The organism is Acidicapsa acidisoli, assembly GCF_025685625.1.
Lineage (GTDB): Bacteria > Acidobacteriota > Terriglobia > Terriglobales > Acidobacteriaceae > Acidicapsa > Acidicapsa acidisoli.
Genome location: NZ_JAGSYI010000003.1, coordinates 799,026 through 813,905 on the forward strand (window position 1 = coordinate 799,026; position 14,880 = coordinate 813,905).

Below are 14,880 nucleotides of genomic sequence, written 5' to 3' on the forward strand. Positions count from 1 at the left end.
GTGTTGACGCGGCATCCTGAACATGAATGAGGAACAATTCCGAAGAGAGTTCGCTCAGGACGGAGAGATCGGAATTGGAAACCGGCGCTAGGAGATTGGTCCTTCGCCCGGAGCCGCAGTTGTCTCCTGATAGGCATGACGGCCTGCATCAACGGCAGCCGCAACCTTCACAGTCTGATCGTTAACGAAACCCTTGCCGCGATCCACGAAGTCTTCCCACTGGGCGCGCCCGCGCTCCACGACTTCCTTGCCTCGCTGAACATATTCGACGGCCTGGCCCTTGCCACGCTCGACGAGAACGTTCGCCTGGTCTGCCACTTCACGCGCCCTAACACGCACATACTCCGTGCCGTCCTTGGCAGTAGCTGCTATATCCTCGCGGGTCTCACGACCGCTCTTCGGCGCATACAAAATGCCAACCAGTGCGCCAATCCCAAGACCTGCAAGGAACCATCCAAATGCCTGCTGATTATCCGTTGCCATGAAGGAAACTCCTTTCGCAAAACCTGAAGTAGGACTGAGACTAAAATCCCGCGAGTGCAGGAAGCTTTTTCACTGCGCTCAGCCAGTGTAGATCAATTCCCTTCCCTTACTCACCTCCATTGGACGCGATGTTGCGAGTCCATGTTGCCCTGTTATGCTCAATTGCTGTGATCCAGTCCAGAATTTGAGCAAGTTGGTGCTGTTTCAGTGGATTTCCCGCGCTGCTGCGATAGCAGCCGTTCCGATCCGCTTCCAGGGATGCAAGCGACTGTGTGCAATAAACTTCCTCGGAAAACAGGGAAGGCCATCCCGTCCTGCGATGGCCTTCCTATCTGAAGATGATTGGTTACCGTCTCGGAAGACTTACAACACTTCGACCGATACAGTTGCCGTCGAGGTGAGCGTACTGTCTTTCGAGTCTGTGCCCGTTACCGTGAAGGTATAAGTCCCGGATGTAATCATCTTTGCCGAACTGGAGCAGGCGCTGAACCCCGCGACAGAGATCAGCAGGAGGATCGCCGACAGCATCGACCTCCAGCCGCGGCGTCTTGCAGGAATCCCGAATAGCAGGCTGAGAGCCAGCACCGCGCTTCCGGCACCAAACCATCTGGCATTGCTGCTGGTCGTTGTGCTGGTTGGCAACTTGGTCCCTTTCCCAAAGATCAACATCAGCGGACCGGCGGTGCCTCCCGCCGCCAGAGTCGCCGTCGCCGGATACATGGAGCATTCGGGCGGAGCTGCCGTCGTCGTCTTGGTGGTGAGCTTGCACGTGTAGTTGATCGTCCCGGCATAACCGCCCTCCGAGGTGGTAAGAATCGGCGGAGCTGCGGTTGAATGCTCCGCCGGCAATCGAACGCTGATGTTGCTCAACACAAAACTCGGACGGCCCGTCACCGAGACAGCACTCGACGTTGACCCGTCATAATTGGCATCCCCAACATAGACTGCGACGACATTCGACCTGGAAGTAGGCAAATCCAAGGTGGAAATAGTGGCCATAGCACTGGCTCGGGCGGTTTTTGTCGCACCCTCCCCAACCAGCGAACCCTCCGCAACGACCTTCGATCCCACCTTCAACTCAACCTCTCCGGTAGGAGGCGCACCCACGCTATTGGTGCTCACCGCGGCAGTAAAGACAAACGGCTTGCCATCGTACTTGGTCTCATTCACAGACAGCTTCAATTCCGTTGTCGCCTTTACGACTCCGAACGAAATGGAATCCGAACTGGCTTTGAAGCTTGGATCGCCGCCGTATGCGGCTTCGATGGTGTTGCTTCCCGGCGATGGAAAATAGTTGGTGAGCGCGGCCAGACCGTCGGACGCAAGCGTCACCGTTGCGAGCGCGGCGCTTCCCCGAGTGAACTTGACGCTGCCGGTAGCGTCGCCATCCGGCACGACCACACCGCTCACCACGGGCGAGTTCACACCATACGGGTGCGCCGTGATCGTGAACGGATATCCATAGGGTGTGGTGCCCGTTGTCCAGGGAGCGCCGGAAGTAGGATTCGTGGCAGCAATCGTGAGAGCCGTCTTGCTCGGCTCTGCGGTCACGTTCACATTCACAGGCGCTGAGACGCTCTTGGCGTCCTGCGTCGATCCGCCATAGCTGGCAACGACCGAGTAGCTCCCACCTGGCAGAGAATTCAACTTGAGGCTTCCCGTCGAACCAGAGGTATCGATCGGAAAGGTGCCCAGCAGCGGATTTTCCGGAGCCTTCACACTGGCAGTCAATGTGACAGCCCCAGACTCGAAGCCATTCGCGCTGGTCACGGTAGCGTCAGCCGTTGCTATCGCGCCATGTTCCAGCGAGACAGGAGAAATCGTCAGCCTCGTCGCCGTCGGAGAAAGCCCTGCGCTGGCCCATTTCGAAAGCAGGCTTGAAACGTTAATACTTCCGAGCCCAGTCGCAAGATCATATCCGGTCCCTGCGTTGTACCCGGATAGAAAGTAGTTCCCTCCATAGTTGTTGCAATTGGGAGTTCCTGATTTGCACGAAACAGAGTTGTTTCCCGTAGTCACATCGTGGAAGACACCGGGCGAAGTCCGGGCCAGGTTGTAGAAGGCATAGTTGGCGACACCCTGCCGCTCGCCGGTCTTCTGACGAACCAGGGCTAGAATGCCCGCAAGAGTTGGCGCGGCTGCCGATGTGCCCCCCACTCCCTGGATATAAAACTCGCCATCTGGAAGACCGTCCGCTCCGGGCACACACTCTGTGATAGGACTGCTACCCACCTTTTCCAGATCCGTGCAGATCGCCCAAGTCGCGTTGTAAAGCAGTCCATCGGAAGCGAAAAAGGAAACATCTGGAATATCGCGAACCCCGTCCGTCGGCACTCCCGGAGCCGATTGCCAGGATGGCTTTGCATACCCCGAGGTGCATGTGATGTTGCCGTGACTATCGATCGAGCCTACCGCGCAGCTGCTCTTGCCTCCGCTCCCTGCGGCAATATTCGCGTACTCGCCGGTAAGAGCGATATTCGTCGATATTGGCCCAGGTGGATATGCGATGGTGGAATCGTCCCACGGAACCTCAGGAATGTACCCCAGAGCCGAGCGCAGAGTTTTCGCGTTATTTGTCGTCGAGGCATACTTCGTGAAATCAGAGCCGCTCCCATCGGGACCGATCAGCGCCGCGAAGTCGGTTCCACCAACCGCCGTGTCATAAGGAGTTGACGCCAACCCATTGATCTGCAAACCATACTTGGCTTGCGTTTCTACCGTAGGGTCTGGATCGTCACAGCCAGCCGACCCGGAATCGCCCGTGGACACCGTAACCGAAATTCCCTGCGCGGCAGCCTGCTCCCACAGCGTCGCATAGAACTCATTGCCCGAGGTGCCCAAACCCGCCTCGCACTCACCGAAGCTGAGATTCAGCACATCGACAAGGTTGTCATCAAGGGCTTTGACCGCGGCAATATCTCCGCCGAAGGTCGAACCCGTGCTCGCAGCAATGTAGAGGTACAGCTTGGCATTGGGGGCGATGCCGTTGGCAATCTCCGTATCCAGGTAGGCTTCCAGCGCGTCTTTGGTTTCGCCTGGGTCCGTACCATCTAACTTGACCATGGGAGTATTGGCGGCAAGACCAAACAGCGAACGATAGCTGGCATTGACGCTGGTCGTAATATTGGAGTCCCCAATAATCCCGATCACGGCTCCGGTGCCGTCATACGTGGTGCCGGTAGCCCATGGGTTCAGCGCCTTGTTAGGCGAGTTATAAATGGTTGCTGCATCGGCCGGCCCTACAAACAGCACGTTATACGGCGACTCGGGTGCCGTGAAATCCGGCCGGATCTTTCCGGCAGCCGAATCATAAATGCCGCGCGGCCCTTTCTTCACCGTAGACTTCGGATAGAAATCGTTCAGCCTCGCAACCCCCGCGATCACCGGAGCCAGAGCTGCCGGAATCTGCGGATCGCTGGCATTAGCGTGGTGTATCTCTCCATTGACCTCATAGAGATGAATCGCGGTATGAAAAGCCTCTTGCACCTGGCCCGCCGTACCCGAAAACTCAATCACAGTGCGCCCCTCCGATGCGCCCTTGACCGCAAAACCATGCGACTGCAGCCATGCGGTCACCGCAGTGATATCCGAGTCAACTGCGCCCCATTGCGCCCCGAATTGCGCCGGCGTAAGCCATTGATGAAAATTAGGAGAATTAGGGTCGTGCAGCGACTCAACCAGCATATTCAGAGCCTGCTCCTGCTCCGGGCTGCGTCGCAGCACCAGCAGCATTCGGTCTTCGGCCGTCGATGCAGGCACCGCGCCACGGTCGGCCGCAAGCGTCGCCAGCGGATGAGTGTTCCCGGCAAGGGTTACGAGTTCAGATTCATCCACCGCCTGGGCAATCAAGCCCGGGCGGTTGGATTGCGCGTACATTGCGGTTGAGGAGAGGAGCAGAATAACTGCGAGAAGCAACACCGGTTTGAGTGAGAGCACCAGGCAACGCGCACGACGCCGTGCCGACGAGAATGCAGGGGGGAGAGCATTCATGCGAAACCTCAATGGGAGATCAATGCGGGAAATCCCGCGATTTGCTTGCCGGACATGGTTCTTCCGAGGAGCTAATAACTATTCCCACCGCTTCTTCGCACAAGTAGCCGCAAAGCGAGGTGCAGAAAGCAAACTCGTTTACAAAGAAGCGTGTGGTGATTCTGGGTCGTAGTGCAAGTGTATGACGAACGTAAAGAAATTGCGGGTTTGTTGTCAATAACTTGCCAGATTTTTAAACTTTGTATCGCCCTAGATTAGTGAAGTAACCTGCGATGTTGCGATTTACCGCAATAGCATCAACCGGCACAATTCTGCTCAACCTGCGCAATACACCGAGTTGTATCGCCAGCGCATCGCCCTCGGCGGAGGCCGCAAGCACCCGCCGCGCCGCCTGTTCCACCGTTGCCATCGCCTCGTCTGCGAAGGCCGATGTCATCACCGCGACAATCGAAGCCGCGCCCGAAATTGAGCCAGAAGAAGAGCCGCGCGAACTTCCCGCCAGCTTCCTCGCCCGCAACAGCGCCGACTCCAGCGCATATATAGCCAGGATGCAATCGGCCAGATCGGCCATCACCTCCTGCTGATCCTGCAAGGCGGTCATGTAGCGCTGCGAGGCCGCGCCCGCCGCAAGCAAAAAGAGCTTGCGCAGGCTGGCAAGCACCTTGGCTTCCCGCGCCAGCGGCGCATCGGAGTCTTCGTTGTCAAAAGATGGCGACTCCATCATCTCATCCATCAGCCGCTTGATGGCAGGCAAAAGCGGCAATTGTCCGCTCATCGCCCGTTTCATCAGCCAGCCTGTAATAATCAGCCGGTTGATCTCATTGGTTCCTTCAAAGATGCGGTTGATCCGCGCATCGCGGTAGATGCGCTCAGCCGGGTAATCCTCTACATAGCCATACCCGCCCATGATCTGAACCAGCTCATCGGCAAGGTGATCCAGCATCTCCGAGCCGAAGACCTTCAGAATCGAGCACTCGACCGCGTACTCCTCAATCCGCTTCTGGATCTCCCGCGGCGAATGCGCAATCTCCGGACTCAACGCAGCCAGCGCCGCATCCATCATCCCCGAGGTGCGATAGGTCATGCTCTCGGTCACATAGAGCCGCGTGACGCACGAGGCAATCTTGCGCTGAATCAGCCCAAACTCCGCAATCGGCTTGCCGAAAGCCACCCGCTCCTTCGCATAGCGGATTCCCAGCTCGACCGCCTGCCGTCCCCCTCCCACGCACGCCGCGCCCAGCTTGAACCGGCCCATGTTGAGAATATTGAAAGCGATGTGATGCCCCTTGCCCACCTCGCCTAGCAAATTCTCCACCGGAATGCGGCAGTCGGAGAAGACCAGCGCACAGGTCGACGAGCCGCGAATCCCCAGCTTGTGCTCCTCTTTCGCGACAGAAAAACCAGGTGTGCCCCGTTCCACCAAGAACGCCGAAAACTTCTCCCCATCCACCTTGGCAAACACTGTATACAGATCCGCGAATCCGGCATTGGTAATCCACATCTTCTCGCCGTTGAGGACGTACTGCGTTCCATCCGGCGAAAGCACAGCCCGCGTGCGGATGTTCATCGCGTCCGAGCCCGAAGTCGCCTCGGACAAGGCATACGCCGCGACCATCTCCATCGAAGCCAGTTTCGGCAGATAACGCTGCTTCTGCGCCTCCGTTCCGTACCATACTATTGGCAGTGTCCCGATGCCGACATGCGCCCCAAATGCCGTCGAAAAGCTCGCATTGACCGAGATGTGATCCGCCACCAGCGCCGAGGTCGTCTTGTCCAACCCCAGCCCGCCATACTCCTCCGGCACATCGACGGCGGTAAAACCCAGTTCCGCCGCGTGAGCCAGCAACCCGCGCATCACCCCGTCTTCTTTCGCCTCAATCTGGGCCGACGCAGGCAAAATCTGCTCTCTCGCAAAGCGCACGGCCGTTTCAGCGATCTGCCGTTGCTCGACGCTCAGATCCTCCGGGGTCAAGACCTCCTCCGGAGCGCGATCTTCCAGCAAAAAACTACCGCCCGCGGCGGCTGCGATGAGGCTTACAGGCGAAGAAGTCACAGTGGCCATCAGCAGATTTCTCCAATTGCCAGAACACTACGCCATCCGCCGCGAGATGAGCAAACCAAGGTGCGGCGCGCTGAGAAAACAACCACAGCTTGTCTGAACGTTGCCGATCAGACACTATCTCGAAACCGTTTACAGATATTCAGAATTTCAGATATTCTGAATACACAGAGGTTTCACCTATGCAGACGATTCTCGTAGGAAAACGCGGCACCGTCGTCATCCCCGCCAAGCTGCGCAAACGGTACAAGCTGGACGAGGGCAGTCCCATGCTCATCGAAGAGCGCGAAGACGGCATCCTCATGCGTCCTGCCATCACCCCCACCATCGAGGTCGAGATCTACACCCCCGAGCGCCTCGCCGAGTTCTTCCTGAACAACGCAATGGATGACGAGGATTATCTCGATGCGCGCAAGGAAGTGGAAGCCATGGGCATCGATCCGGACTCAATTGACCACCTGCGCTGGCCTAGATGAAGCATCCTCACCTGCGTCCCATCCGGTTGTTCCTTGACGCCAACGTCCTGATTTCGGCTTCCTGGAAAGACAACAGCAAGGTCACCAGGCTCTGGCGTATTCCAGACATTGAATTGATAACCTCCGATTACGTCCTCACTGAGTGCAAGCGCAACCTTCATCCCGGCGAGCAACTAGATAGACTCAGCATGCTTCTCAAAAGAGTGAGGATTATCGATTTCCCCAAGACACCGATTCTGGCAGACCCAACGCATCTACCAGAGAAAGATCAGCCTGTGCTTGCCTCTGCCATCCTTGCAAGAGCGGACTTCCTCGTGACAGGGGACCGAAAGCACTTTGGAGTCTGGTATGGCAAAACGATCCTCGGCTTGAGAGTTGAACCGCCAGCAAGATTCCCTGAGGCGCTCGAAGAGGCCGGTAGCAGCGACTGATTCCAGTTGCGCTACTTGCCGTATCATGAACCAGGGGAGAATTTCCGGAGGCCCGTTCTGTTCGCTGCGATCGCAACCAATCTGAACCTCGCCAACAGTCTCTTTTTCCGGCTGCCGATGGCGCTTCATCTGGCCCTGTTCGCCCCCCAGAATGGCTGGCGTCACTTTCTCAGGTCGCAGTACGCCGACCAGACGTTTAAGGGGCTTTACACCTGGAACGCCTTCGACGCCACCCTGCTGATCCCGTATTTCGCCGTGATGATCATCCTGGCCATCTACGGCATCCACCGCTACACGCTGGTGTACCTGTACTACAAGCATAAAAAGGACTACAACCCCAACCCGCCCGGCTACTTCGACGAACTCCCGCGGATCACCGTGCAACTGCCCATCTACAACGAGCAGTTCGTCACCGAACGCCTCATCGAAGCCATCTGCGCCATGCAGTACCCCACCGACAAGCTCGAAATACAGCTTCTCGACGACTCCACCGACGAAACGCAGCAGGTCGCCGCCGATATCGTCGCGCGATACGCCGCCCTCGGTCACCCCATCGTCTACATGCACCGCACCAACCGCCACGGATTCAAAGCCGGCGCGCTCGACGCGGGCCTGAAAGTGGCCAAAGGCGACCTGATCGCCATCTTCGACGCCGATTTCGTTCCGCCCACCGACTGGCTCCTGAAGGTCGTCCACCACTTCACCGACCCAGCCATCGGCATGGTCCAGACCCGCTGGACGCACCTCAATCGCGACTACAGCATGTTGACCCGCATCGAGGCCATCCTCCTCGACGGCCATTTCGTCCTCGAGCACGGCGCGCGCGCCCGCTCCGGCGATTTCTTCAACTTCAACGGCACCGCCGGCATGTGGCGTCGCGCCGCCATCACCGACGCAGGCGGCTGGCAGCACGATACCCTCACCGAAGACACCGATCTCAGCTACCGCTCGCAGCTCGCCGGATGGAAGTTCAAGTACCTGCCCGAAATCGAATGCCCCGCCGAGCTGCCCATCGAGATGACCGCGTTCAAGACTCAGCAGGCGCGCTGGGCCAAGGGCCTCATTCAGACCTCGATCAAGGTCCTGCCGCTTATCTTCCGCTCCAACGTCCCGCGCAAGATCAAAATCGAAGCCGTCTACCACCTCACAGCCAACATCAGCTACCCGCTCATGGTCGTAATGACCGCGCTCCTTATCCCCTCCATGATCGTGCGCTTTTACCAGGGCTGGTTTCAGATGCTGTTCATCGACTTGCCGCTCTTCACGGCATCGACGCTCTCCATCGCAGTCTTCTATGTCGTAAGCCAGCGCGAACTCTTCCCAAAATCCTGGCTCAAGACCTTCCTGTACCTGCCCTTCCTCATGGCCCTCGGAATCGGACTGACCGTAACCAACACAAAAGCAGTCATGGAAGCTCTCTTCGGCATCAAGAGCGCCTTCGCCCGCACGCCCAAATACTCCGTCGCTAAGAAGGGCGAAAAATCCAAGGCCGGCAAGTACCGCAAACGGCTGCTGCTGACGCCCTGGGTAGAGTTGGCCATCGGCTGCTACTTCGCGCTGGCAATCGTGTATACCTTCATGAATAACAACTTCTTCACCGCGCCGTTTCTCGTGCTCTTCGTCATCGGCTACTGGTACACCGGCCTCATGAGCCTCCTGCAAGGCCGCTTCGAACGCTGGAAGTCCGGCAGCACAAACACCGACGAATCCAGCCCCAAACCCTTCCCAGTTGGCGTTTAGCGCGCTTTCACTTAACATTCCAAAAACACTTCGGGTGCCCCACCCTATGTGCACACTTTGCACATTAGGGTGGGAGACCACCACGCAAGCACCAACTTAAGAATCAGTTCCGCTTTGCCGATAAATCAACCGGAATCCGGACTTTGGCTGTTTGCACGAGGTGCTCCGCCCCTGCAAATGTCGGAGGAGAAGCTGGCAAAGAGTCACGTGTTCCACTTCTTCGGTTCTAACGTCGATACGCCTCACCTTATTGAATCTCGATTCGCTCTTGGGTCGGGCAAACCTATCTCCTTGTAGAATGACCGGGCCGGATACCCGGCGTCTCGCCATCGCTCCGCGCGATCTTTGAGTCTCTCGATCCACTCATTTTCAACGTTTTTCAAATTCTCATCTATGGGCCAATTGGGCGCCGTCTCGATCAGATGCAGCAGCGTCCAACCCAGCCCAAAACAACCGTCGATACCAAAGACCTCCGTTAGCACCTTCGCTTCCTCATCAGTCACCGGTTTTTCTATCGACAAAAGCAATTGCTGGTACTTTTCGAGAAGGGGAGACGGATTTTGGATCGACTCTTCCTCGGAGGGAAGCCGTCCCATTCTTGATAGCTCTTTGACTTCATTTCGTACCATATTTGCTCCATACGTTCTACTTCTCGAGCGAGATCCCGAACAGATATAAATCATCAGCCCCGAACGAAAGACATTTCGCCTGGAGGGTCAGCTGCTCGGAACCTACCTCCCAGAAACTGGCCGGAGAGATCACCCTCCGGCTCGCATCCTATCAACTCGTCGTCTGTTTCATCGCCATCGGCGGATGCCGATACCCAAAAGCCTCATCCAGCACCCCCGCAACCGCAAGCGCAACCTCATCCTCATAAGGCCGCGCCACCACCTGCACCCCAATCGGCAACCCCTCCGCCGACCGACCCACCGGCACCACCGCCGCCGGAGCGGCAAGCACATTGAACCACTGCGTATGCCGCACCGCATCGAGATAAGCCACTTCCCTGCCCTCAACCGTCCAGCGTCTCTCCCCATGCCTGAACGCAGGAATACTCGCCACTGGACAAAGCAGGACAGGATATCTCTCCATCTCCCGCAGCGTTCGACTGCGTACAAGGTCAAGCTGAGCCCATCCACTCAGCAAATCAGCCCCGCTCAGATCACCCTCCGCCCGCGCAATCCCGAGAAACTCCCGAAAAATCGGACTCAGCGTACTTTCCTGCCCGTGAATTGTCGGCTGGTAAAAGGTAGCTCCGCAACTCACAAAAAACTTCCACCACAACTCGCGCAGCAGTTCCAGCGTGCGCGGCCGAAACGTCTCTACGCGAAACCCCGCGTCCTTCAACGCACAAACAGAGTCCTGAATTGCCCGGCGCGTCTCAGCCGTCATCGGCACCAGCCCATCGTCTTCAAAATACCCAATCGTCCGCTCGCGCAAATCCGCTAACTTCGGCTTCAGCAACGGCACAGGCGCACTCGCCGGATCGAGAGCATCATGCCCCGCAAGCGTCTCAAACAGCAGCGTCACATCTTCAATCGTTCGCGCCATCGGCCCAACCGCCCCAAGGATCGAAAACGGCCCCACACAAGGCGGCAGATGTCCTCGCCCCGGCACCCGTCCCGGCGTCGGCTTCAGCGAGCAGATACCCGTAAAATGCGCCGGCAGCCGCACCGATCCACCACTGTCGCTGCCCAACCCCGCCGCCGACATGCACGCCGCAATCGCAGCCGATTCCCCGCCACTCGACCCACCCGGCGACCGCTCCAGATCCCATGGATTATTGGTTCGCCCATGCAGCAGATTGTCCGTCTCATACGCCATCAGAAACTCAGGACAATTCGTAGTCCCTAGAATCAGCGCCCCCGCAGCGCGAAGCCTCGATACAACCTCGGCATCTTCCTTCGCCACATCCCCGCGATTGATCGTGCTCCCAATCTCACACAGATAACCCGCCGTCGAGATAGACGACTTGATCGTCACCGGCAGCCCATGCAGCAGACCCATGGCACCATCAGCCCTATCCGCCGCGTCCAGCACCCGCGCCTGCGCGCGCACCCGCTCCGCATCAAAATCCACAATCGCATTCAGCACCGGATTGAGCCGCTCAATCTGCCGAATATGCGCCTCAGCAAGCTCCGCAACCGAAACCCTGCCAGCCCTCAAAGCCTCCAACTGCCGCGCAGCCGAAGCGAGCACCAACTCACTCATGCGCGCCCGCCTTTGTGATTGGCGAAAGCGCAGTATCCGAAGGCGTAGAAGGCCACAACCGATAATCAAACAAGAACGAATGCGCAGGCTCGCCGCTGTCAAAGCGGTCATTCCAATCCAACTGATACTCAATCGCCTTGCGATCCGCCGGATACGACTCACTCTGCGGATACGGATAAGTGCTCATCTGATGAAACGGCAACTGCGAAACCGTAAACGGCGAAGCGTCATAAAAATCCATATCCTTCACATACCCGTTCGCATAGAAGAAATAGTCCCGCTTCCAGTGCGGCGGCAACGGCGGCAAAGCCCCAGCATCAAACTCCGCAGCAATCTCTTCCCCGCTGCCAAAGATCGCAAACTGGTCATCAACAGCATTCAGCAGCGGAGTAACATCGCCCAGCCGCGTATAACTTCCCCGCTGGCGCTGAAATGGCCCAGTCAGACTAACCTCGTCATAGTTGTAACTCAAATCCCCAGGACTCGCGCCCTCAATCTGCCGCGGATACCCATGGAACCTCAGCCGCGCCTGAGCCAGCGGAATCTCCGTCTCATGCACCGCAGCCTTCTGATTCGGCCCATCATCCACCAGTATCTGGTCCCAATAGATCTGCAGATTGGTCATAATTCGAATGCGATGCGCCCCCACCGGCAGCTTACCGCTCAAATCCACAACAATGGTCCGCTCAAGCCCCGCCGGAAAGCCCATCTCCTTATCGATCCGTTGCCAGCTTCCATCCGCCAACTGCGCCTCAACATACGGCGAAACCGGCGCAATCCCCGCCTGCCATGCCGAGTACAAAGAAGTCGCGCTGAAATACTCCACATACCCCGTCAACAGCAATCGCAGCGGCGCATCCCGGCGCACACTCCCTAACTCCAGCTCCAGCGAATGCTCCTTCGCAAAGCCGTCATAAGGTAGCTTCGTAAAATCGCTGACGAACTTATGATCCCGCGCAGCCAGCAAGCTAAGAACATTGCGCCCTTCGCTGTCCCACACGCCCGCAGGCAGACGCGCCGCCCCGCTGACAACCACACCACCAGAGGCAAACGGCGGATCATCCAGAAAGCGCTCATCCGGATAAACCTCAGTCCCCTCCGGATGATCAATCGCCCGCAGCCGCAACTGGTCAATGTAATTCACCTCTTCCATCGGCTCCGCAAAGCGCAGGCTAAGTCGACCATTCGTTTCCGCTAACTGCGAACCCTCCACCTTGATCCACTCATCCGCACGCGGAATGTTACGCCGCTCCGGCGTAAACCAATGCCCCACCACCGCAGCGCCAATCGTATCCGTGACCAACCCATAATGCTTACCATCCCAAGCAAACAACACAGGGCACGAACTCCCGCGGCGATCCGCCTCCGTATAATCCACCACCGGCTTCCGAGCCACATTGATCTCATCCTGAGGCACGCCCGTAGGCCATAACAACCGCAGCAGATCGACTCCATCCGCATCGCCCAATCCGATCAACACCTCAGGCGGTCCCTGACTTAGATACCCCGACGCACCCGCTATCTCCCACTTCTGCCAGTTATCCCGCGAATAAGCCTCTACCTTAACGCCAATCGCCGTCTTGTTATCCGCAAACCCAGTCAGCTTGATCCGCACAGAATGGTTCCGGTTCCCACCTTCATTCTTCAGCCACACCGGCTCACCACTCGCCGAAGTCACAATCAGATCCGCCGCACCATCCCCATTCACATCCATCGCAATCAACGCCCGCGGATCCTTCAACTCAATGTGATCCAAACCAAGCGACTTGCTAACATCCTCAAACCCGCCGTCACCCAGGTTGCGAAAAACGCGCACCTCCGCGCCATGCTTCGTCTCGACAACGGCAGCAAAATCCACCCATCCGTCGTTGTCGAAATCAATCGGCGTCACCCCCCACGCTGCAGTTGCGTCCCGCATCGGCAACGCAACCGGCTCAAAGCTCTTCCCATCTTTGTTGCGCCAGAGACTCAAGCCGGGAGCTATCGATTGCGTCACCACCAAATCCATCCAACCGTCTTTGTCAAAATCAAGCGCCGCCACACCGACCGAATTCGCAGCCCCACCCGCCGCTGCAAACGGCTCCACGTTGAACTTACCCTCGCGCGGATTGAGATAGACCGTCGGCGCCGAACCATCGCCCGCAACCACCAGATCCACCGCCCGATCGTTGTTCACATCTGAGAGCAAAGCTGCTCTCGTATGCCCCCCGCCGCCCAATCCCGCAGACTCCGTCCACTCCGTAAACGTCTTGTTGCCGTTATTGCGCCACAGCACATTCGAGGCCGAGCCAGCCTGCAGCGGCGACCCCGTCACAAACAGGTCCAGATCTCCATCATGGTCATAATCGACGAACGTAATTCCCTCGGGACGATTGCGAGGCGCAATGCCCGCAGCCTGCGTCACATCCTCAAAGCGGCCATGCCCAAGATTGTGAAATAACACCAACCGGTCCTCAAGCGCCACGGCAAGATCCGGCAACCCATCCCCATCAAAATCTCCCACAGCGCACGAAACAGCATGACCCGAAAGCCCCAACCCAGCCTTCTCCGCGGCAAACTCTTCAAAATGCCCATCACCATGGCTGCGCAGTACGCGGATCGCCTGCGGACCGCTCTCCATCAGCACCAGGTCATAGATCCCATCCCCTTCCACATCCATCACACAAGCGCCGCCGCTGCTCCTCTCCGCATCCCGGCTCGCTGCCCCAGCTATAAATAACTGCCGCGTGAAATGAACCGAAATCATCGCAGATTGCGCCTTCCGCTGCTCATTCACTGCAACCGCCGTCGAGTAGCGCCCCTGATCGCCGTAACTCAGTCCCAGAGCCGAAGCAATCTTCGTACTCGTCAGATGCTGAAAGCGCACAAAATGCGGCTTCGCGTCATCAGCACGCCCCGAACGCTGCAATGCTCTCGCCAGAGCGAACTCCGACGAAGCATGTTGCGGATTCCTGTCGAGCGCCTTCGTAAACACAGCAATCGCTTGAGGGAACTGCTTCTGATCCTGCAAACAGACGCCCTCAAAGTAGAGCGAATCCGCATCCGACGGATCAAGCTCCACCGCCCGCTGGAAACTCGCCAGCGCCGCCGACACATCGTTCGCCGCCCTCTGCACCAGCCCAAGGTTGTACCAAACCCTAGGATTGCCCGGCGCAAGCACCTGCGCACGCTTCAGCGCAGCCTCTGCCTCCGTCAGCTTCTGCAGATAAAGCAGTGCAATACCGTCATTCAACGCCGCTTCAGCCAGCGTCTTGTCCTTTGCAAAAGCCTGCGAAAATGCGGCTTCCGCGCGCTCATTCTGCTGCTGATTCATCAGCGCCACGCCATTGTTATTGAGCCGGATAGCCTCGGCATCATGATTCGCGGCCGCCAAAGCCGATCCGCAAAAACCCGCCGCAAACACGAGAGAGAGAGACGCACAGAACAATAGAGAAGAACGAATTCGCATTTCCAGACTTCCTTTAAGAACAAGAGGCACAAACAAGGCTGC

8 protein-coding genes are annotated in these 14,880 nt (G+C 57.8%); 3 read left to right on the forward strand and 5 right to left on the reverse strand.

Annotated features, from left to right (window positions below):
• Positions 1-87: 87 nt before the first annotated feature.
• From OHL23_RS21210 to OHL23_RS21220, 3 genes are all read right to left on the reverse strand, one after another.
• Positions 88-483 carry a YtxH domain-containing protein gene (locus OHL23_RS21210; protein ID WP_263353964.1) on the reverse strand — a complete coding sequence of 132 codons (396 nt, stop codon included), beginning with the start codon at positions 481-483 and terminating at the stop codon, positions 88-90.
• Between the two features lie 363 nt (positions 484-846).
• Positions 847-4,473: a protease pro-enzyme activation domain-containing protein gene (locus tag OHL23_RS21215; RefSeq protein ID WP_263353965.1), complete on the reverse strand. Its 3,627-nt coding sequence runs from the start codon at positions 4,471-4,473 to the stop codon at positions 847-849.
• Positions 4,474-4,705: 232 nt separating this feature from the next.
• Positions 4,706-6,535, reverse strand: a complete 1,830-nt coding sequence (locus tag OHL23_RS21220) for an acyl-CoA dehydrogenase family protein (protein ID WP_263353966.1) — start codon at positions 6,533-6,535, stop codon at positions 4,706-4,708.
• 179 nt (positions 6,536-6,714) lie between these two features.
• Between OHL23_RS21220 and OHL23_RS21225 the strand changes: the two genes are divergently transcribed.
• The 3 genes from OHL23_RS21225 to OHL23_RS21235 all read left to right on the forward strand — a co-directional run bounded on the left by OHL23_RS21225 (position 6,715) and on the right by OHL23_RS21235 (position 9,179).
• Positions 6,715-7,008 (forward strand): AbrB/MazE/SpoVT family DNA-binding domain-containing protein, encoded by a 294-nt coding sequence (locus OHL23_RS21225; RefSeq protein ID WP_263353967.1) that lies wholly within the window; start codon positions 6,715-6,717, stop codon positions 7,006-7,008.
• Entirely contained in the window at positions 7,005-7,439 is a 435-nt protein-coding gene (locus tag OHL23_RS21230) for a PIN domain-containing protein (RefSeq protein ID WP_263353968.1), read from the forward strand. Before OHL23_RS21225 ends, OHL23_RS21230 begins: the two co-directional genes overlap by 4 nt.
• Positions 7,440-7,556: 117 nt before the next feature.
• Positions 7,557-9,179, forward strand: coding sequence for a cellulose synthase family protein (locus OHL23_RS21235; RefSeq protein ID WP_263354135.1), 1,623 nt, complete (start codon positions 7,557-7,559; stop codon positions 9,177-9,179).
• Between the two features lie 780 nt (positions 9,180-9,959).
• Here OHL23_RS21235 and OHL23_RS21240 read toward each other — a convergent pair.
• Positions 9,960-11,390, reverse strand: coding sequence for an amidase (locus OHL23_RS21240; RefSeq protein ID WP_263353969.1), 1,431 nt, complete (start codon positions 11,388-11,390; stop codon positions 9,960-9,962).
• Positions 11,383-14,838: an FG-GAP-like repeat-containing protein gene (locus tag OHL23_RS21245; RefSeq protein WP_263353970.1), complete on the reverse strand. Its 3,456-nt coding sequence runs from the start codon at positions 14,836-14,838 to the stop codon at positions 11,383-11,385. Before OHL23_RS21245 ends, OHL23_RS21240 begins: the two co-directional genes overlap by 8 nt.
• Positions 14,839-14,880: the final 42 nt, after the last annotated feature.